Annotated in this window: 17 protein-coding genes and 1 tRNA gene; 11 read left to right on the forward strand and 7 right to left on the reverse strand. The window is 65.0% G+C overall.

What is annotated here, in order from left to right; genetic code table 11:
• Nucleotides 1-86: 86 nt before the first annotated feature.
• Together hflK and hflC are read left to right on the forward strand one after the other, a co-directional pair.
• On the forward strand, nucleotides 87-1,127 hold the full coding sequence (gene hflK, locus NTV05_16795) for an FtsH protease activity modulator HflK (protein ID MCX6546055.1): 1,041 nt from the start codon (nucleotides 87-89) through the stop codon (nucleotides 1,125-1,127).
• The gene (gene hflC / locus NTV05_16800; protein ID MCX6546056.1) at nucleotides 1,124-2,053 is read left to right on the forward strand and encodes a protease modulator HflC; all 930 of its coding nucleotides are present in this window, start codon (nucleotides 1,124-1,126) and stop codon (nucleotides 2,051-2,053) included. The genes hflK and hflC overlap by 4 nt, the downstream gene beginning before the upstream one ends.
• On the opposite strand, the gene NTV05_16805 is transcribed toward hflC, so the two are convergent.
• Nucleotides 2,028-2,630, reverse strand: coding sequence for a nucleotidyltransferase family protein (locus NTV05_16805; GenBank protein ID MCX6546057.1), 603 nt, complete (start codon nucleotides 2,628-2,630; stop codon nucleotides 2,028-2,030). The two genes, hflC and NTV05_16805, sit on opposite strands and share 26 nt — an antisense overlap.
• Nucleotides 2,631-2,945: 315 nt before the next feature.
• Here NTV05_16805 and NTV05_16810 point away from each other — a divergent pair, with 315 nt between their 5' ends.
• On the forward strand, nucleotides 2,946-3,152 hold the full coding sequence (locus NTV05_16810; protein MCX6546058.1) for a cold shock domain-containing protein: 207 nt from the start codon (nucleotides 2,946-2,948) through the stop codon (nucleotides 3,150-3,152).
• A 264-nt stretch (nucleotides 3,153-3,416) separates the two neighbouring features.
• Nucleotides 3,417-3,514: transfer RNA gene (locus NTV05_16815), tRNA-Sec, on the forward strand.
• A gap of 171 nt (nucleotides 3,515-3,685) precedes the next feature.
• Here NTV05_16815 and NTV05_16820 read toward each other — a convergent pair.
• The 3 genes from NTV05_16820 to NTV05_16830 form a co-directional block, all read right to left on the reverse strand.
• Nucleotides 3,686-5,695, reverse strand: a complete 2,010-nt coding sequence (locus NTV05_16820) for a radical SAM protein (protein MCX6546059.1) — start codon at nucleotides 5,693-5,695, stop codon at nucleotides 3,686-3,688.
• Between the two features lie 140 nt (nucleotides 5,696-5,835).
• Nucleotides 5,836-6,900, reverse strand: coding sequence for a 3-oxoacyl-ACP synthase (locus NTV05_16825; GenBank protein ID MCX6546060.1), 1,065 nt, complete (start codon nucleotides 6,898-6,900; stop codon nucleotides 5,836-5,838).
• 173 nt (nucleotides 6,901-7,073) lie between these two features.
• Entirely contained in the window at nucleotides 7,074-8,675 is a 1,602-nt protein-coding gene (locus tag NTV05_16830; GenBank protein ID MCX6546061.1) for a hypothetical protein, read from the reverse strand.
• 112 nt (nucleotides 8,676-8,787) lie between these two features.
• Between NTV05_16830 and NTV05_16835 the strand changes: the two genes are divergently transcribed.
• Nucleotides 8,788-11,514: a M1 family aminopeptidase gene (locus NTV05_16835; GenBank protein ID MCX6546062.1), complete on the forward strand. Its 2,727-nt coding sequence runs from the start codon at nucleotides 8,788-8,790 to the stop codon at nucleotides 11,512-11,514.
• On the opposite strand, the gene NTV05_16840 is transcribed toward NTV05_16835, so the two are convergent.
• From NTV05_16840 to NTV05_16850, 3 genes are all read right to left on the reverse strand, one after another.
• Nucleotides 11,488-12,147, reverse strand: a complete 660-nt coding sequence (locus NTV05_16840; GenBank protein MCX6546063.1) for a hypothetical protein — start codon at nucleotides 12,145-12,147, stop codon at nucleotides 11,488-11,490. The genes NTV05_16835 and NTV05_16840 overlap by 27 nt on opposite strands.
• Nucleotides 12,098-12,310, reverse strand: coding sequence for a hypothetical protein (locus tag NTV05_16845; GenBank protein ID MCX6546064.1), 213 nt, complete (start codon nucleotides 12,308-12,310; stop codon nucleotides 12,098-12,100). Before NTV05_16845 ends, NTV05_16840 begins: the two co-directional genes overlap by 50 nt.
• Before the next feature lie 86 nt (nucleotides 12,311-12,396).
• Entirely contained in the window at nucleotides 12,397-13,428 is a 1,032-nt protein-coding gene (locus NTV05_16850; protein ID MCX6546065.1) for a GHMP kinase, read from the reverse strand.
• 75 nt (nucleotides 13,429-13,503) lie between these two features.
• On the opposite strand from NTV05_16850, the gene NTV05_16855 reads away from it, so the two are divergent.
• The 6 genes from NTV05_16855 to NTV05_16880 are packed head-to-tail and all read left to right on the forward strand — an operon-like array spanning nucleotide 13,504 to nucleotide 20,596.
• Entirely contained in the window at nucleotides 13,504-15,603 is a 2,100-nt protein-coding gene (locus NTV05_16855; protein ID MCX6546066.1) for a M1 family metallopeptidase, read from the forward strand.
• 19 nt (nucleotides 15,604-15,622) lie between these two features.
• Nucleotides 15,623-16,648, forward strand: a complete 1,026-nt coding sequence (locus tag NTV05_16860) for a hypothetical protein (protein MCX6546067.1) — start codon at nucleotides 15,623-15,625, stop codon at nucleotides 16,646-16,648.
• Nucleotides 16,649-16,662: 14 nt separating this feature from the next.
• Nucleotides 16,663-17,466: an NAD(+) synthase gene (gene nadE, locus NTV05_16865; protein MCX6546068.1), complete on the forward strand. Its 804-nt coding sequence runs from the start codon at nucleotides 16,663-16,665 to the stop codon at nucleotides 17,464-17,466.
• A gap of 12 nt (nucleotides 17,467-17,478) precedes the next feature.
• Nucleotides 17,479-18,504, forward strand: coding sequence for an isocitrate dehydrogenase (NAD(+)) (locus tag NTV05_16870; GenBank protein MCX6546069.1), 1,026 nt, complete (start codon nucleotides 17,479-17,481; stop codon nucleotides 18,502-18,504).
• A 17-nt stretch (nucleotides 18,505-18,521) separates the two neighbouring features.
• Nucleotides 18,522-19,658, forward strand: coding sequence for a 1-acyl-sn-glycerol-3-phosphate acyltransferase (locus NTV05_16875; protein MCX6546070.1), 1,137 nt, complete (start codon nucleotides 18,522-18,524; stop codon nucleotides 19,656-19,658).
• A gap of 2 nt (nucleotides 19,659-19,660) precedes the next feature.
• Nucleotides 19,661-20,596, forward strand: coding sequence for a proline dehydrogenase family protein (locus NTV05_16880; protein MCX6546071.1), 936 nt, complete (start codon nucleotides 19,661-19,663; stop codon nucleotides 20,594-20,596).
• Nucleotides 20,597-20,599 lie beyond the last annotated feature (3 nt).

The raw sequence follows: 20,599 nt of genomic DNA on the forward strand, positions 1-20,599 counted from the left end.
ACCCGAGAACAGACACTCTCGCGCGAGCCGCAGGACTCTTCCACGTCGACGCGGCGGATATGTGAGCCGCAGAAAGACAAGGCCGTATGGATGTCTCTGATTGGCAGAAACGGGCAGGGTCGGTGATTGACGTCGGCAACCTGCCGTCGTTCTCTCTCAAGGGGCGGGGAGGCTTGGTCGGCAAGGTGGCCCTGGTCCTCCTTGTTGTGATCGGGCTCTTCTCCACCTACTACCAGATCGACCAGAAGGACGTCGGCGTCGTCCAGCGGTTCGGCAAGTATGTGCGAACAACCGCCCCGGGCCCGCACCTGAAGATCCCCTTCATCGAGAAGGTGACCAAGGTGCCGGTGCAGCGCCAGCTCAAGGCGGAATTCGGATTCCGGACGAAGGTGGCGGACGTGCAATCGACCTACGAGGAGGCCAGCCCGTCAACCCGGAACGAATCCCAGATGCTGACAGGCGACCTGAACGTCGCGGTAGTCGAATGGATCGTGCAATACAAGGTGAAGAACCCGAGAGACTACCTCTTCAACGTCCGCAACCTCGACTCCACAAGCAGGCGCACCGAGACCACATTCCGGGACATGAACGAGGCGGTGATGCGCGGGGTGATTGGCGACCATAGCGTCAACGAGGTGCTGACGGTGGGGCGCGAAATTGTCCAGATGGAGGCCAAGGCGCAGCTGCAGCAGCTCTGCGAGCGCTATGAAACCGGCATCCAGATCGATCAGATCGTGCTCCAGGACGTAAACCCTCCGGACAAGGTGAAACCGGCGTTCAACGAGGTCAACCAGGCGATCCAGGAGAAGGAGCGCCTCATCAACGAGGCGTGGGCGGACTACAACCAGACCGTGCCCAACGCGAGGGGCGAGGCCGAGCGCGCCATCCGCACGGCCGAGGGGTACGCCCTGGAGCGCGTCAACAACGCGCGCGGCGACGTGGCGCGCTTCGTCAACATCTATGACGAGTATCGCAAGGCGCCCGAGGTCACGCGCCGGCGGCTGTACCTCGAGACCCTCAACGACGTCCTGCCGAAGACGGGGCGCAAGCTCATTGTCGACGCGAACATGAAGGGGCTGCTACCGCTCCTGAACCTCGACACTATCAAGCAGGAGCCAAAACAGTGAAGGGCCCAATCATCGGCGTGATCGTCGTCGGCGGCCTGCTGGTCCTCTCGAGCTCGCTCTACACGATCAGCGAGACCGAACAGGTCATCATTACGCAATTCGGCGAGCTTGTCGGACCAGCGCACACTGATCCTGGCCTGCACATCAAGATGCCTTTCATCCAACAGGTGATCAGATTCGACAAGCGCTGGCTCGAGTGGAGCGGCGCACCCACCCAGATGGTCACGAAAGACAAGAAGTTCCTCGAGGTGGAAACCTACACTCGGTGGCGCATCAAGGACCCCGTCGTCTTCTTCCAGGTGGTCACCGACGAGACCAATGCGCAGTCGCGCCTCGACGACATCGTGGACGGCGAGATCCGCAACGTCGTGGCCAGCAATGACCTGATCGAAATGGTGCGCAGCACGGATCGCAAGTTCGCCGAGACCGAGGAGGTTGCCGACATGGGCACGGCCGAAGCGAGCCGGCCCATTACGATGGGGCGCGAGAAGATCACGCGGGCCATCCTCGAGAAGTCGCGCCCGCTGGTGGCCAAGTACGGCATCGAGCTGGTCGATGTCCAGATCAAGCGCGTCAACTACATCCAGGACGTCCAGCAGAAAGTGTTCGAACGGATGATCTCCGAACGGCGCCGCGTGGCAGAACGATCACGGTCGGAGGGCCAGGGCAAGGCGGCCGAGATCCGCGGACAGAAGGAACGCGAACTGAAGGGCATCCAGTCTGAGGCCTACCGCAAGGCCCAGGAAATCATGGGCAAGGCCGACGGCGAATCGACGCGCATCTACGCCGAGGCGTACAGCCGAGACCCAGAGCTCTACCAGTTCCTCAAGACGATGGAGACGTACAGGAAGACGTTCGCGCAGGACACGACACTGATCCTGTCGACCGACGGAGAGTTCTTCAAGTACCTGAAGCAGAGCCGATAAGGCGAGCGTAATCGTCTGGCGTGTCGATGTCGGCCCACGCGCCGTCGTCATCGACCGGCACGTCCAGTCGATCCTGTTCATGCGCGCGGACGACGGCCTTCGCTCCGAGGGCCGAGTCCGCGTGCCGCAATTCGTCAAACACCTCGCGCGCGAACAGCACAGGATGCCCGTGGCGGCCGTGGCTCACAGGACGCACGATTGGCGAGCGCGTGCGGCGGTAGGCCTCGACAACCGCGCGAATGGTACCGGGCAGTACTAGAGGCGCGTCCACCAGGCCGACAACCACTGCCACAACGCCTGGCGTGTCGGCCAGCGCCAGTCCCACCAGCAGCGACGAGAGTTGACCGTCGTCGCGTCGGGGATTCCGGACGACTCGGGCCGGGATCCGGCTGGCGGCCAGCGCCGAATCGATGGCATCACGTTCGGGGCCTGTGACAACGACCAGATCGTCGATTCCTGCGGCGACAAATGATCGAGCCAGCCGGGTGACAAACGTGTCAGGCCCAACTGGCAGAAGCGCTTTCGCACGTCCCATTCGCGTCGACGCGCCGGCGGCGAGAATGATGCCGATCACCATGGCGTGATTATGCTACACGCGCGGACGGGACGCGGTTCTGGACGCCGGTGCGCGCCATGTTTTGGAATTGCGACAATGCCGCCCTGAGGCCAGTCATGACCTCCCCGGCACGCCCTCAGGCGACCCTGCCCGGTAGGGCACCCGTAAATGTCGCTAAACGCTTGACTTCCAGTAGCGATGCCCCTACACTGGCGGCAATTCTCGACCCGATTGGCCTGCCGGGTCTTCGTCTGCAAGGCGAATGTGCGGCGGGCAGGTCGCTCGTGGGGGAGCCCCAGGACGATCCTGGGTAACATCTGTTCGGAGGAGCAGACTATGCAGACGGGCACAATTGCACGCCTTCTTATCGACAAGGGTTTCGGCTTTATCCGCGACGAGGCCGGCCTCGAGCACTTCTTCCACCGGAGCGCCGTCAGGGGCGCGGTTTTCGAACTGTTGCGCGAGGGCCAGCGCGTGGAGTTTGTGGTTGAGGAGTCGCAAAAGGGACCGCGCGCGGGTGACGTTCGTTTGATCGAGGGATAGCGTTCTTTCCGATCGGCCGGTCCTGCGGTTTGTCCGGGACCGGCCGCGTCGCTCGTTCTGGTCGCGCGTCGTGAAAGCTGCTGCTGGCGCCCCTCCTGCGGGAGACTCGTCCGGCGACCCTCCAGCGCGTCGAATCTACCGACTCGCCATCCGCCCCGCTCCTGGTGGATCGTCTGAGATCTGTGCGGCCATTGCCAAAGCCGGCGTCAAGTCCGAAAATGAGAGTGGCAGATAACGAGATGAGGTCCGCGCGCTCTCTGGAACGGAAGCGAACGGGGCCCGGTGGCCCTCCCGGTCTTCAAAATCGGTCGCTCCCCGCTACCCGCGGGGGGGCTGGGTTCGACTCCCAGGCGCTTCCGCCAGCCTTCGCGATCCTTCCGGCTCGCTTTCTTCCTCAGGATCGCTTCGGCTGGCGAGCCAGAGACACGCGAAGGCTGTCGCGCCGAAGCTCGCTGGGCGAGCGAAGGCGGACCGGAAGTGGCTGCCCCACCGATCCTCGCTCTTGGCAAGACCCTGGCGCCTGCCGGTGCAGACTACTTCGCGGGTTCGCTCTGCCTGGCCTTGAGTTTCTCTTCGCGCGCCGTCCTGGCAATCCCGGCCAGTTCCAGGTCATGCTGCGGCCCGGCGGCCATCGCCGCAGGGTCCAGCTTGAACGAGTGTTCGGTCGTGGGCAACGGCACCGGCCGGCCGCCGGTATAGATCTCGTGGCGGCCTTTGAGGTCGTACCACTTGGCCAAGGTCGCCGTCTGGTGTTTCCTCTCGATCATCTGCCGCCAGCCCACGCCGGTGTTGTACGCGCAGAACGAGATTTCGCCTTCCTCGGTGCCGTAGGGAATGATGCACTGCCGCGTGCGGTCGAAGTCGTACGTCCAGAGATCCTGGAACCACATGCCCGCCGCCACCAGTACCAGCCACCTGTCGGAGCGGCGCCGGGTGATATCTTCGGCGGTCCGTTCCTTGCCCACGCGGCCATAATCGCGCGGGGTCGCGCCGAACAACTTGTCGACTCTGGCCAGCAGGTCAAAGAGGCGAAAATGCTTCGGCGACTTGAACGGATCGAAGTTGCGGAGCACCGACGCCGCCATCGCCAGCGTTGACGGATACAGCAACTGCTCCATGTACGGGACGCGCGACAGCAGCTTCACCAGCCACATCGGTCGGGTGCGCCGGACGGCATCGTTGATGATCGCCACGTCTCGGGCACCGCGTTCGAAATTGACGAACCGGGTCATGGCCACGCGCTCCCGGGTTTCCTTGTCCACCATCACCGCCATGCCCGCGCCGCAATCCGGGTGGCTCGAGCAATTCAGGTAGCCCCACTCCGCCAGCGGGCCATGCGCCAGATCGGCCCAGTCGGCGAACGTGCTCATCATCGAAATGGGGAACCAGTCGCGGAGCGGGTCACCGATGCCGGTCTGCTTCTGGATGTCGTGCGCCAGATCCGCGACGGTGTAGCGCTGCGCGGCCCGCCGCTCATCGCTGATGTGCTCGTCGCGGCCCGTAAACGACACGGGCTGGAACGCAAGCAGCGTCATCTTCTTGGGATTGTCGAGCGCGAACTCGACGATGCGGCCGACCTGTTCGTTGTTCACGCCATTGATAATCGTGCTGACCGGCACGATATCCATGCCCGCGGCGTGCAGGTTCTCGATGGCCTGCAGCTTCACATCGAACAGGTTGGGAACATGCCGGTGCGAATTGGCCGCATTGCCGACACCGTCGAACTGCAAGTACACGGATCGGAGACCGGCCTCGAACGCCTGCCGGCAGAACTCGGGGCTGCGGGCGAACTCGATGCCGTTGGTCGCGGCCTGCACGCTGTTGTAGCCAATCTCCTTGCAGTAGGCCACCGCCTTCAGAAAGTGCGGAGAAAGCGTGGGCTCGCCTCCCGTGAACTGCACCGACATCTGCCGGTGGGGCTTGGCGGCGACCGAGCGGTCCAGGATGGCCTTGATCGCCGGCCAGTCGAGCTCGTGGACGAAGCCTACCTGATTCGCGTCGGTGAAACACGGGTCGCACATCATGTTGCAGCGGTTCGTCAGATCGACGTTCAGCACCGCGCCGCGCCCGTAATGGATGTCGCTCGATCCGTGATGGTGAAGCCTGACGTCGCCGTGGACGGGGATGTCGCCGCCGGGGTGCAGCGCCTCCATCCGCTTGTAGAACGCCGGATCCGTCGACAGCACGTCCTCGAAATGACCATGCGCCGGGCAGTCCTTGACGATGAGGATCTTGCCATCGCGTTCGATGATCTGCGCGGGAATCTCGCCGGCGCGCGCCTTGACGAACACGTCCGGTTCGGCCTTCCCGTCCACCACTTGCTGCCGCAGTTCGGGCACGCACGCCGGGCAGAGCGACGTCGTGTCGCGCGGCACGCCTAATGTTGGTTTGTACTTTTCCTTCGACTTCAGCAGTGGCACGTCAGACCATTTCGGCGTAAACGACTTGTTCTTCGAGAACAGGAAGAACGGAAGCATCAGGTACCAGACGATATTGGCGAATATGCAAAGCAGCTTCTCGAGGTACTTATGCGGTGCGTGCATCGCGACCTCCTGCCAGGAAAGGACCTCACACTGGCGGTGCCCGCTCGAGCGGTCTGAGGCACCGCCGCCCGTATCCACCCGGGCTCACGGGACGCCGGAATTGTACCGTGAACTCGGCGAAAATCCGAGAGGAGAGGCCGCTACGCCCGAATGAGCGTCGCTCCCCAGTTCACGCCCGCGCCGAAGGCCACGCAGAGCACCAGGCCGCCCGGGGTGATGCGGCCCGTGCGGACCCCTTCGTCCCAGAGCAGCGGGATGGTGGCGGCCGTCGTGTTGCCGTACTTCTGGATGTTGTGAATCACCTTGCTGTCCGGCAGGCCCAGCACCTTCTGCACGTATTCGTTGATGCGGCGGTTGGCCTGGTGCATCAACACCAGCGAGAGATCCGCCGGCGTGAGGCCGTTGCGCTTGAGGATGGCCTGTGCGACCTCGGCCATTCGCCCGGTCGCCTGCTTGAAGATGTAGCGGCCGTCCATCATCGGGTAGTGATCGCCCCGGCTGATCATGTCCGTGTCCACGTAGGGCCGATGAGCCGACCCGACACCCGGCACGCACAACCGGTCATAGTCGGTGCCATCGGCGCAGATGATGTGGTCGATGATGCCCCGGTTTCCGGTTGGCTGCCCCTGCACGACGACTGCGGCGGCCCCGTCCCCGAACAGCACGACAAGATGACGGTTCCTGGTGGTGAGGTCCCATTCCTCCTGCGGGACGGGAGCGTCGAGGACTCCGCTGAGCCGGGCCCAACTCCCGGCCCCGAACGTCATGAAGATGCTGTGGACCTCAGCACCCACGACCAGCACGGTCTTCGCCAGACCCGAGCGAATCTGCGCGTCGGCCAACTGCAAGGCATAGAGGAAGCCGCAACACTGCTGACGGATATCGAAACACGGGATATTCCGCAGGCCCAGCCGGGCCTGCAATAGTCCGCCATTGCCCGGCATGTAGTGATCCGGCGTCATCGTCGCGTAGACGACCACATCGATGTCGCCGGGCTGGATCGCGGCGGCTTCGAGCGCCTGCCTGGCGGCCGGGATCGACAGGTCGAGCGTTGACGTGCCCGGATCCACGAAATAGCGCGTCTCGACACCCGTGCGCTCGCGAATCCACGTGTCGCTTGTCTCCATGACCGTGGCGAGCATGTCGTTGGTAATGCACCGCGTAGGAATGCTCGAACCGCTGCCGATGATGAGGGAGTGGGTCACGGGGTGATTCTGGTATGGAAGGCCCTCTGAAGTCCATTGCCCGTGAACCCGCGCGCGACGGGATGACCCTTAGCGACACCCGCCGCAAGGCGGCCACGGGACGGTCGAGAGCCACGAGCGAGGTGTGGAAGCAGCCAAGAGCGAAGCGGTCGACCGAATCCGACGGCGACGCGCTAGCGTTCGCCGCCGGACTGGAGGCGGGCCAGAAGCTTCTTGGCCAGGTCGGCCAGGTCGGGATGCTGGGCCGCGCGCTCCGCCAGCGACCGTGCCTTCTCTTTGTCACCCAGATTGGCGTAGGCCACCGCGCCGTTGTAGGCGGCGCGCGCCTGCTGCGACTGGAGCGCGGCAATCGTCTTCTGCTTGGCGGCGACCAGTCTGACCTTTCGCTCGGCCGGCAAGTCGGCCGCGTTGATCTCGTCGATCTTGCGGCGCGCGGCCTGCTCATCTTCGACGAAACACGGGACGGCCTGGCTGAACATCTCGGCGCCTTCGGGCCACTTGCGCTGCATCACCACCACGCTCGCCAGCAGGTAATTCGTGTCGCAATCGCGAGTCTGGCGTCCGGCAAAGTGCTCCACAGCCGCCCGGAACTCGCGCTCGGCCTGCTCAATCTCGTTGCGCGCCAGCGCCACGCGCCCAGAGAGCTTGTCGACCAGGGGGTCCATCGGCAGATACCTCCGCGCCGCGGCGACTTCGTCACGCGCCCGATCGTTCTGCGCCAGATGCAGCCGGTTCCATCCGAGCCAGTAGTGCGCTTCACCGAGATACCACGTGCCGAGGCGTACCATCTCGTCGAGGACGGCAATCGCCTCCTCGGAGCGATCGAGATAACTGAGCGTCTTGGCCTCGCCAATCATCGCGTCGCGCTGACCCGGAACCGCGGCGACCACGTCGTGATACGCCCTGAACGCGGCCTCAACATCTTCCATCCCAAGGTAGACGTGACCGAGGACGAGCTTCGCCGGCATCAGGACCGGGATCTCCTCGAGCGCCGTCAACAGATGGCGCTCGGCGGTGCGAAGCGTGCCTTGCGCAAACGCGCGTTCGCCCGTGAACAGATACAGCTCGCGGAGCCGAGGTTCATCGCGCAGGACCGCGTCGAGAAGACCCGAGCGTGCATTCGCACAGATGGCCGCGCGGAAACGCAACAGCGGCGGTGCCCCGGCTGGCAGCGCCCAGGGCGTCTGCTTCGCCTCCCTCAGCCGGTACGTGTAGAGACAATCGAGCGCCACCAGTCCGTACGCACTCAACTGGTCGGTTGGGGCCTGCGCCAGGAGGTTCACCCTCCACTGTGAGAAGTTTGCGTTGACCGATCGTTGCGTCGCGAGGATCGCGTCCTGCTGCTCCGCTGACACGCCGGTGCGAGTCCAGCCAATCGCGTCGACCATCATCAGGAACGGCGAGTAATCAGAAGGTACGGGGAGCCGGGCTGCAAGATCTTCGGCGACCTGGCGCGATCGGCCACTTCCCAGTCCCAGCTCCCGCTCGCGCATCGCGAGCAGCACGGCCGTATCCACGGCGCGATAGGCGGCAACCGGAACCGCCGTGGATCCCGCTGCGAGCCTCTCGTAAATGGCGAGTCCCTCGCCCAGGCACCTGTAGCATCCGGCCCTCACGAGTTCGTCCGCCCTGGCCAGATCCGCCGTGGCCGCAAACGACGGCGTGAAATCAACGCGCGGACGGATCGACGAGCAGGACGCCAGCCCCAACGCCGCGGCCATGACGGCCGATGCCCATGCGCGGCGTCCGATTCCTGTCATGGCCAGTTTAGACACCGCCAATCTCGATTTGGGTGTCTAACAGAACGTGGGAACATCGACTGACAGTTCGGCGTCTCCACCGATGATGAACCAATCGCGGACTCGCCCGAGGTGGTTCGGATGGCGGGTGTGCGGCGCGGTTATCGCCATCGCGCTGGCGGTCCCCGTGGCTGGCCAGGCTCCGCTCCCGTCTGCCGCGCAGTCTGAACCGGCCAGCCTGCTTGCCGCCTTCCGGACTGTCGTTCAGAACGGCGATGTCGAAGGATACCTGCGGCTGACGGCTCCGGAGGCCGATGGCCAGGCTGCGCTCGCGTTTGCCCGCGCCCTGTTGGGGTCGGGTCCTGCCAGCCGGGTGGCCGTTGTTGAGCGCGGTCGTGTGCCGCTCTCCTCTTCGACTGCGGCGCCAGGGGTCAGGCTCGCTGTCGACGTCCTCATCGAAAAGGGCCCTCGAGCCGACGTCTACGCGTGCCACCTCGACATCGTACCGCCGCTGGCGTCGGCGACGTCGAATCCGGCCGGCCAGATGTGGCGCATCCTGGCCGCCGAACGACTGACCAGTGTCGAGGGGCTGGAGCGCCTGTCGATCGATCCATCCACTCAATATCGCGCGCTCAATCTGGTGATCAAAGCCGAAGACGTTGAGATTCGCTTGCCGGAGGGCCGCGTCTTCGTGGTGCGATCCGGCGGCCAGTTGACGGCGGCCGTCCTGGTTGGCGAGGGCGACATGACGTTTGCGCCGTCCTCCCCCGTCGAGCGCGGTCAGGTGCGGATCTTCTCTGGCGCCGACACTCTGCGCGCCCAGTTCGAGGGTGCGTACCTTCGATTTTCGCCGCTCGACGCCGATCGCCTGCTCCGCCAGGACGCCCTCACTCCTGAGACCGTCGACCGGCAACTGCTGAACCGCTCGACTGAGATCTTCAATGCCGAGTCGGACAAATCCTTTGTCGTCAATATCGGCGACCTCAGTCCCGAGCGCTGGTGGGTGCAACCGCTGTCGGGCGACCTGGTGGCCGAAGTCCGGACGAAGAAATACGGCACGCTCACGTACGCCCGTTCGTGGCAGGCACACGAGGACGTGACGCTGTTCGATCGACAGCGCCGGCGCCACATCGCCCTCTACGCGTCACCCGACAAGCTGGCGGCCCGCGGCCGCTTCTACAGCGAGAGCGACGGCCGGGATTACGAGGTGCTGCACTACGACGTCGACGCCACCTTCGTCCCGGACCGGCTGTGGATCCAGGGGCGAACCCGGCTGAGTGTCAAGGTGCTCACCGACAACCTCACGCGGGTCTCGCTGCGGCTGGCCGACTCGTTGGAGGTCGAATCGGTATGGACAGCTCAGCACGGCCGCGTGCTGGGATTGCGTGTCCAGAATCGCAACACGCTGGTTGTGGCGTTGCCCAAACCGGCCGCCCTTGGCAGCACGCTCGATGTGGTGGTCGCGTACAAGGGCCGATTGTCGCCCCAATCGCCCGAGCTCGAGGGCCGGATCACTCCCGGTTCGGCCGCCGGCGAGAACGACGATAGTCCGCCGGGATCGCTCGAGGCGTCTTTCCTGTACAGCAATCGCAGTTACTGGTACGCGCAGGCGGACGAGGAGGGCTATTCGACGGCGCGGATGACGCTGCGCGTACCGACCGCCTATACCTGTGTCGCCAGCGGCGAACTCCTCAACGGGGCGCCATCGGTGTCGGGTGTGGTCGGGCAGTCCGGGCCGTCGGCGCCGCAGCGCGTCTACACGTTCGAAGCCGCGCGCCCGATCAAGTACCTCGCGTTTGTCGCGAGCCGTCTGACGCACCTCGAGCCGGATGTGGCAGCGGCGGCTTCCCCGGGATCGGCTTCGCCAGCGACGGGCCAGGCGTCAGGCGCCACAACGCCGCTGCGGCTGTCGGCAGAAGTCTCCGCGCGTTTCCGATCGGAAGGCCAGGAGGTGATGGCCCAGGCCGCGTCGATGGCGCGTGTCTACACGGAGATCGCGGGCGCATGCCCGTACCCCGCGTTCGCGCTCGCCCTGGTCGAGGACGATCTGCCAGGCGGCCACAGCCCGGCCTACTTCGCGATGCTTCAGAAGGTCGGACGTTCCGGGCGCTCGAACCTCAAGTGGTCGTCCGATCCGTCTGCGTTCCCCGACTATCCGGAGTACTTTCTCGCGCACGAGCTTGCCCACCAGTGGTGGGGTCAGGCGGTCGGACCCAAGAACTATCACGAGCAGTGGATCAGCGAGGGCTTTGCCCAGTACTTCGCGGCGCTCTACACCGAACGGATCCGCGGTGTCGACGCCTACCGCGCGATCATCAGGCAGTTCCGCAAGTCCACGATGGACAGGAGCGCCGACGGCCCGATTCACCTGGGCTCACGCCTTGGCCACCTCCAGGGCGACAGCCGTGTCTTTCGGGCGTTGGTCTACAACAAGGGCGCGCTGGTCCTGCATATGCTGCGCCTCATGCTGGGCGACGACGCTTTTTTTCGGAGCATCCGCAGATTCTACGCGGAGTTCCAGTTCCGCCACGCGGGAACCGAAGATGTGCGGCGGGTGTTCGAAGCCGAAGCCGGCCGTTCGCTCGAGCGCTTCTTCGAAGGATGGGTCTACGGCGAGACCCTGCCGACGCTGGCCATCACTACGACCATCGAACCGCGCGACGGCGGAAGCGCGGTGACGATCAGGGCCGAGCAGGGACCGCTGCTCTTCGATGTGCCGGTGACCGTGGCGCTCAAGCTCGCCGACGGCTCCACTCGCACCATTATCGTGTCGCTTGCCGATCGGGTGACTGAACGCCTGATCTTCGTCGAGCAACCCGTGCGCCGGGCGGCGGTGGTCAACGATGAGTTAGCCGCGAGGCTTCGAGAAGGCTAGCAGCCTAGTCGCCCCTATTTCTTGATCGTGACCTTCCCGTCGGTCGTCACCCGAAGGCTCCTGAACGCGGGATGTGATGACGTACTGCCGGCGGGCCCGAACGTCCACATCCCGTCGGGTGACTTTCACCGACACCTGGTGCGGTCGGCAATTGCGATCCGCCGGTTCCACTTCGATGCCCAGCAGGTATGCTCCCGAGAGTTCGCTGACGATGCGGTCGAAGTGCTGGCCCCACGTGCCGACAGCTTCCATGAATGTGCCGCCTGACGCGGATGTCGCATTCTCGATGCCCTCACGCTCAATTACGTGGTCCTGCGCGGCTGTCGGCGATGCTCGGTATTTCACCTGGCCGAACTCAGGCTGCTCGACATAGAGCGTGTAAAGGGATATCTCTGCCGCGGCAAACGCGTTTGCGATGAGCGTGTACGAGGTGTTGGATTTCGAATCCGGCGGGGGGCTTCCACCCGACACCAGGAGCATCGTCTTCGGCCCGTCGACCTTCTGGAGCGCAAGCCCGAGGTCGCGGAGGGCATTGAGCGAGCGCTCGCCGCGCAACCGCTCCTGTGTTCGAAGATAGCGCACCTCAACGGCCACGCCCCGGCGCCAGGCTCGGCCGCCCCATCGTCGGCGCATAGAACGTCTCGCATGCCTGCTCGACAAAGGCATCAAAGCCCGCGTCGTCCAGAATGTCATTCAGCCGCTGGTAGAACGGATGCGCCGCCGTGCTCGGCAACTCCGCGACCGAAATCCAGAGGCTCTCTTGTCGGCGCCGTTGCCGGCGTGTGCCCATCGCCATGGGCGTCAGTGTAGTACAAGGGATCGATCATGTCGATCCCCCCGGGTCTTACCGACCACTTATCCCGTGACTTGCACCACGGGCTGCTAGGTCTCGTGTTCAGTCACGCGCAGCCCTTCGGCCGCGATCCGAACGGGCACCACTCGACAGTCGGGCACGGCCGCGGAGATGGCGGATTCGAGCGCGGCTCGATCGGCCGGACCGAGCCCGCACAGAATCGTGAGCGACCCGCCCTCCCCGCCGGCGCCGTTGACGTGCCAGCCCGATGCGTGGTGCCGCCGCGCCAGATCGATGAGACGTTTCGCCTCCGCCGACACCAGCGCCGGATGCAGCCGGCGCTGTGCATCAGTGTTGTCGCGCATCGCGCGCCCGAGCGCACTGAGGTCGCCGGATCGGACCGCCTCGCGCGCCATGATGGCCGCCCGACGAAGATCCTGCAGCGCGGTTTGCGCAAGCGGGGTGTCGACGACGTCACGAATCACGCGTTCGTGCATGGCCGTTGACTGGTGACGCTGCGCGAGCAGAATCAGCATGAGCCGCGCCTGCAACCGATCGCGGATTCCCGGCGGCAGGACGATCGGATGGACGCGGATGCGCGGGTAGGCGTCAATCTCGATGTAGTTCACACCGCCATACGCAGCCGCCAGTTGATCCTGAATGCCGCTCTGCTGCCCCAGCCGTTCCGTTTCGACCTGTTGTGCCGCCGTCGCCACGGCGAGTCGGTCTACGGCATCACCCGCCAATCGCATCAAAGCGCCTACCAGCGCGACACAGACGGATGCCGAGGTGCCGACGGCCGCGCCCGGCGGCATCCCTGAACGAACCCGCACATCCAGGCGCATTCCCTCCGGAACGCCGATCGACTCAATCGCCGCCTCGATCAACGGGTGGCGTCCCCACGGCCGGGAGCCGGGGACGAAGTCGTAGGTGTCGCCGAAGTTCTCGGCGTGAATCGTGACCGGGACATCGCCGGCCTGGCGCGCGCTCGTCTGCACGTCCACCTGAGCCCCAGGGGTGATGGCGATGTGAAACACCCCGCCGTGCCTGGCAAACCAGGTATCCGTCCACCCGCCACAGTCGCAGATTCTGGTCGGCGCGGTCGCGGTGATGTGTCGCATTCCCTCTTACTTCTTACTACTTGCTACTTGCTTCTGCTACGATTTGCACGCACGTCGCTATCAGGAAGGATGCTCATGCGCGCTCACCTGCTGCCTATCGCGGTCCTGACGCTGGCCGTGGCAACGTCGGCCGGCGCCGGATCTGGGTTCGCACAACGGCCCGGACGCCCTGCTGCGGCGGCGGCAGCCCAGCCCGGTGCGACTCCAGTGCCACCGGCGGTGGCGTCGGTGGCGGAATCGGCGCAGCCGGGGGCCCTGTCGCCGCGCAACGCGAACTACTCGGTCGATGTCGCGCTGGATCATACCTCGCGGACGTTGAGCGGGCGGGAAGTCGTGACCTGGCGCAACATCACCAGTGCGAGCACGTCCGAACTGCGCTTCCACCTGTACTACAACGCCTGGAAGAACAGCCAGTCGACGTGGCTGCGTGAGCGGGCCCTCACCGAGCGCAAGCCGGACACGATCGCGGAAGGTGACTGGGGCTGGATCGAGGTCGGTTCCGTGCGGCTGCTCACGGGCGGTTCGTCCCCCGTCGACCTCACGTCGCGCCGGCGCTACATCAGTCCCGATGACGGCAACCCGAACGATCAGACGGTGCTCCAGGTGCCGCTGCCCGCGCCGGTCCAGCCAGGAGAGACGATCACCGTGGAGGTCACGTGGACGTCGAAAGTCCCGCGTACCTTCTCACGCACGGGCACGATCGGGAACTACTACTTCATCGCCCAGTGGTTTCCCAAGCTCGGCGTGCTCGAGCCGAGCGGCTGGAATTGCCACCAGTTCCACGCCGGTACGGAGTTCTTCTCGGACTATGGCGTCTATGACATACGGATGAAGGTGCCCACGCGATGGATCGTCGGCGCCAGCGGCCGGGAGCAGTCGCACACCGACAACGCGGACAGCACGACGACGTGGGTGTACCACGCCGAGGACGTGCACGATTTTGCGTGGACCACCAGCCCCGACTTCATCGAACGCCGGGCGCGATTCGATCACCCGTCACTGCCGTCAGTCGAGATGCGCCTGCTGCTGCAACCCGAGCACGCGGACCAGGCGGAGCGCCACTTCGATGCGACGCGGACGACCCTGCGGTTCTACGGTGAGTGGTTCGGCGCGTACCCCTATCCCAACATCACGATCATCGATCCCGCATGGCAAAGCGGCACCGGCGGGATGGAGTATCCGACGCTGTTCACGGCCGGATCCAGATACCTGGTGCCTGCGCAGGTCACGCAACCCGAGGGTGTCACGATCCACGAAGCCGGCCACCAGTTCTGGTACGCCCTCGTCGGCAATAACGAGTTTGAAGACGCGTGGCTCGACGAAGGGCTGAATACCTTCTCGACGGCCAGAGCGATCGAGGCGAATCCGCGGCTGAAGACGAATTTCTATTCCCGGAGGTACTTCGGGGGTTTCGTTCCGCACGTATTCCCGGACATGGTGATGTCGCGCGAAGTGTTCGGCAATCGGTTGAGCGGCTATCGTGTGGACGCCAAGTCGGACACGCCGGCCACACCGAGCTACAAGTACTTTCCCGCATCCGGCGGCGCGCTTTCGTACGACAAGACGGCGCTCTGGCTGAACACCCTGGAGCGCCACCTCGGCTGGCCGACGATGCAGCGGATCATGTCCACGTTCTTCGAGCGCTGGAAGTTCAGGCACCCGGCCCCGCAGGACTTCTTTGAGGTGGTCAACGAGGTGTCGGGCCAGGACATGACCTGGTTCTTCGACCAGGTGTATCGCAGTTCGAACGTGTTCGACTACGGGGTCCAGACCGTGGCCAGCCAGCCGGTCCCGGGGCCGGGATACGTGGACCGCAACGGCAAGGTGGCCTTCGACAGCGGCACGGGGAGACCAGCGCGTGTCCGTTCGACGGTCGTGGTCCGGAGGTACGGCGAAGCGATCTTCCCGGTCGACGTCCAGGTGACGTTCGCCAATGGCGAGCAGGCGCGCGAACACTGGGACGGCCGCGAGCGCTGGATATCGTACGTCTACGAGCGCGGCGTCGGCGTCGAGACCGTTGTCGTCGATCCCGATCGAGTCCTGCTGCTCGACATCAACCGGACCAACAACAGCTACCGGGCGCATCCAGTTTCTGGCCAGGCCGCGCAGAAATGGATGCTGAAGTGGATGGTGTGGCTGCAGGACGCGCTGGCCACGTACGCGTTCTTCATCTGATCTAGCGGGGCGAATCGCTATGACGAACATCATCTCCGCGTTCACGGACGGTACGAGGCGCGTGTGGCGGGCACCGGTCATCCTGGCCGGCGTGTACCTGCTGATGCTCATCACGACGACGCTTCCTGGACTTGTGGTCCGGGAGGACATCGCCCTGTCGCTTGGCTCGAGCGCCGACGCCGACACGATGGTGAATGGCGTCAGCCTGGAGTGGTGGGACCGGTTTGGCGAATCCGCGTCCGGCCTCAGCAAGAGCTTCTCGCCGACCATCATCGGATTCGGCGCGACCCTCGACAACGTGAGCCGGCTGCTCGACAACGGGTCACTGCCGATCGCCGTGGTGGGGTTGGCCGCCGCATACATGTTCGGCTGGCTGTTCCTGGCCGGCGGCATTCTGGATCGGTTCGCGCGCAGCCGAGCCACCCGGGGCCGCGCGTTCTTTGGCGCGTGCGGCGTGTACTTTCCGCGCTTCCTCCGCCTCGGCATCCTCGGCCTGGTCGGGTACTGGCTGCTCTTCGCATTCGTGCACGGGTGGCTCTTCGAGCGCGCGTGGAATGCGGTAACCCACGACCTGACCGTCGAGCGCACGGCATTTGTGCTGCGCCTGGCGTTGTACGCGGTATTCGGAGCGCTGCTCGCGATCTGGAATGTCGTTCTCGACTACGCGAAGATCCGCGCGGTGGTAGAAGACCGGTACAGCATGCTGGGAGCGATGCTGGCCGGATGGCGGTTCGTGATCCGCCGGCCCGCCGCGGCCGGCGGACTGTATCTGCTGAACGGGTTATGCCTCGTCATCGTCTTGATGCTTTATGCTGTGGTCGCGCCGGGAGCCGCAGGCGGCGGCCTCCAGATCTGGGCGGCATTTGCCATTGGCCAGATCTACATCTTCGCGCGCCTCTTCGTGAAGCTGATGTTCTACGCGTCGCAGACGGCGCTGTTTCAGCAGTCGCTCGCTCACGCCGAGTACACGGCGGCGCCGGTTCCCTCATGGCCCGATTCGCCCGCAGCCGAGGCCATCGTCAACGCGGAGGAGCGGCGCGGATAGGCTATAGTCAAATCATGTCCATCTTCGTCGATCAGATGGCGGTCTGGCTGCGACAGCAGGTCGCAGACGCCAACGAGAAAGGCATAGTCGTCGGATTGAGCGGAGGCGTGGACTCGGCCGTCGTCGCTCGGGTCGCCCAGTTGGCCATGGGAGACGCGGTCCTCGGCGTGATCATGCCTGCCCACAGCGATCACCAGGACCAGCAGGACGCGAGGCTGGTCGCCGAGCGCTTCAAGCTCCCGGTCGTTGTCGTGGACCTGTCGGCGGCTTACGACGATCTGCTTGACATCATCGGACAGGCGCTGGACAACCAGGCTGGAAGGGGCGCGGCAGCGACCGAGGCGCCGTCCAGGCTGGCGCTCGCAAACCTGAAGCCGCGCTTGCGCATGACGACGTTGTACGCCGTGGCCAATCGCTACGGCTATCTGGTGGCGGGGACCGGCAACCGGAGCGAGATCGCGATCGGGTACTTCACGAAGTACGGGGACGGCGGCGTGGATGTGCTGCCCCTGGGTGCGCTGGTCAAGAGTCAGGTGCGCGAGTTGGCGCGCGAACTGGATGTGCCGAGGGGCATCATCGAGAAGGCGCCCAGCGCGGGGCTCTGGCGCGGCCAGACCGACGAGGGCGAGATGGGGTTCAGCTACGCCGAACTCGAGCGGTTCCTGCGCGAGGGCCCGGCCGCCGTGCCCCCCGCGGTGACGCTGAAGATTGAGGCGCTGGCACGGGCCAGCGATCACAAGCGGCGGATGCCACCCGTGTTCGAGCCGGTTCCGCGCGAGAGCGCGCCGGCCGACCTGCTCCCGGCAGTTCGCGATTGATCGGCGGTGGCCATGACACACACGATCACGCTCATTCCTGGCGACGGCATCGGTCCGGAAGTGACTGCCGCGGTGGTGCGTATTCTCAAGGCGTCCGGGGCGGCGATCGAGTGGGAGCGCCACGACGCGGGCATCGTCGCGCTCGAGCGGCACGGCACCACGCTGCCCCATCCCCTGCTCGACTCGGTCGAGCACAACCGTGTGGCGCTCAAGGGCCCCCTGACCACGCCCATAGGCGCCGGATTCACGAGCGTGAACGTCGGCCTGCGCAGGGCGCTCGATCTCTACGCGAATCTGAGACCGGTCTACAATCTGCCGGGCGTGCAGTCGCGGTTCCAGAACGTCGATCTGGTGCTGGTGCGCGAGAACACCGAGGATCTCTACTCGGGGCTCGAGCACGAAGTGATTCCGGGGGTCGTCGAGAGCCTGAAGATCATCACCGAGCGGGCCTCGCTGCGCATCGCGCGGTTCGCCTTCGAGTACGCGCGCACGCACGGACGAACACGGGTGACGGCGGTGCACAAGGCCAACATCATGAAGCTCAGTGATGGCCTGTTCATCGATTGTGCACGCACCGTGGCGCGGGACTTTCTCGATCTGGCCTACGACGAGCGGATTGTCGATGCCGCCTGCATGCACCTGGTGATGACGCCCGAGAAGTTCGACGTGCTGCTCATGCCGAACCTGTACGGCGATATTCTGTCGGACTTGTGCGCGGGCCTGGTCGGCGGCCTCGGCGTGGTGGGCAGCGGGAACATGGGGACCAGCGTCGCCGTGTTCGAAGCGGTGCACGGCACCGCGCCGGATATTGCCGGCAAGAACCTGGCAAATCCGATGGCGCTCCTGCTGTCGGCGGTCATGATGTTGAGGCACATCGGGGAATCGGAACGCGCCGAGGCGGTGACGCAGGCCCTGACCAGGGTGGTCGCCGATCCCCGCACACGGACCCGCGATCTGGGCGGTACCGCCACCACGACGGAATTCACCGAGGCCGTCTGCCGCGACATCGAACACACAGGCGCGCAGGCGCGGGCCTGAGCGCAAATCGAACGCCAATGCGACACCCCGAACTGCTCGACGACATCACGCGCGCGGTGCTCGCTCGCGACGAGGTGGTCCGGTTGCTGCAGGGCACGCACGGCGACAGCGCGCCCGAATCGAAGGAGCGCGTCCATGCGTACATTGACGAACTGCACACGACGCAGCGGTACTTCCTCTATCACGCGCTGCGGCACCCGCTCTATCCGATCCTGCGGAAGATCAAGCGGATCGTGGAACGCATCGACTCGCTGCAGGCGACGCTTCAGACCAGCCGGGTGATATACGCGTCGAACCACCGGAGCCACACCGACTACCTCGTGGAGCCGATCATTCTCGACGATCATGGCATCCGGCCGCCGATCACGGCGGCAGGCATCAACCTGTTCGGGGGGGCGCTCGGCCTGCTGCACCGGCACGTGACCGGGGCCATCCCCATCCGCCGCAACACGAAGGACCCGATCTATCTGACGACGCTCAAGGCCTACGTCGCCGAATTGCTGCATCGCCGGGATCTGCTGTTCTACATCGAGGGGGGACGCTCGTATACCGGCGAACTGAAAGCGCCCAAGACCGGTCTGCTGCATGCGGCCATGCAGGCCGAACTGCCGAACGTGGTCATCGTGCCGGTGGCGATTGCCTACGATCTGGTGCTCGAGGACCGCATTGTGGCGCGCCAGGGCGTCAAACGGCGGCAGCGGTCGTTTGCCCGGGAGCTGGCCGAAATGGCCACGATCGCCGTGGGGTATCGATCGCGCGCGTTCGTCACTTTCGGTGATTCGATCCCGCTGAACGGGTATTCGCACGAATCGCGGCGTGACGTGCTCGATTTGGCGCACCGCACTCGGGATGCGATCGGCAAGCTCTACAAGGTGCTGCCCACGGCCCTGGTCTCGGCGGCGATGAAGTCTTCGCTGACCAGGCGGGATCTTGAGTCGCGCGTCGCCACCCTGCTCGACCAACTGGCCGGGAATCAGGCCAACATGGGCGTGCGTGACGCGCGGCAGGCGGTCGACGACGGCGTGGCCGCGCTCGCCAGACGCGGGATCCTCCACGTGGAACGCAGCCGGATTCGCGTGCGTGATCGCGGACTTCTCCGTTATTATGCCAAGTCGATTCAACATCTTCTTCCATCTGTCCCGAACAGGACCTGATCATGCTGGATGCGTTGTCAAAATCGTTCTTCCACGCCCTGGCCCGCAGCCAGTCCATCGAGCGTCTCGCGTCGCGGTACGGCATGGCCAGGCCGACCAGCTTCGGCCGGCGCTTTATCGCAGGCGAAACCGTTGAGGAGGCGATCGCGGCCGCCCGCGTGATCGAGGCGCAGGGCATGCTGCTCACGCTCGATCAACTCGGCGAGAGCGTCACGAGCGCGGAGGAAGCCGCTACCGCGACCAGGGGATGCCTGAACCTGATCGACAGCGTGGTGGCGGCCGGCGTCGATCGCAACGTCTCCGTCAAGCTCACGCAGTTGGGCCTGGATGTCGGCGTTGAGGTCTGTTGCGGCAACCTGCGGCGAATCCTCACGCTCGCCGCACAGCACGGCATGTTCGTTCGTGTCGATATCGAGAACACGCCCTACCTCCAGAAGACCTTCGATGTGTTTGCCACGATGTGGAGCGAAGGGTTCCGTAACACGGGCGTGGCGGTTCAGTCAGCGGTCCTTCGCAGCGAAGACGATGCCCGCGCGATGTGCAAGGCCGGCATCCGGGTCAGGCTGGTCAAGGGCGCCTACAAGGAGCCCCCGATCCTCGCGCATCAGGCCAAGGCCGATGTTGATGCGGCTTACCTCCGGATCATGAAGACGCTGCTCGCCGATGGCGTGTGTCCCGCGATCGCGACTCACGATCCCGCCATGATTGAGGCGACCAAGGCCTTCGCGGCCGAGCGGCACATCACGAAGGACAAGTACGAATTCCAGATGCTCTACGGCATCCGGCGTGATGTGCAGGCGTCGCTCGTGCGGGACGGATACCGGTTGCGGGTCTACGTTCCATTCGGGAAGCAGTGGTTTCCCTACTTCATGCGGCGGCTGGGCGAGCGTCCGGCCAACGTGGGATTCGTTCTCAAGGGCATCTTCGGAGAACGCTGACGG

The sequence above is a fragment of the Acidobacteriota bacterium genome (assembly GCA_026393755.1).
Taxonomy (GTDB): Bacteria; Acidobacteriota; Vicinamibacteria; order Vicinamibacterales; family JAKQTR01; genus JBAXOX01.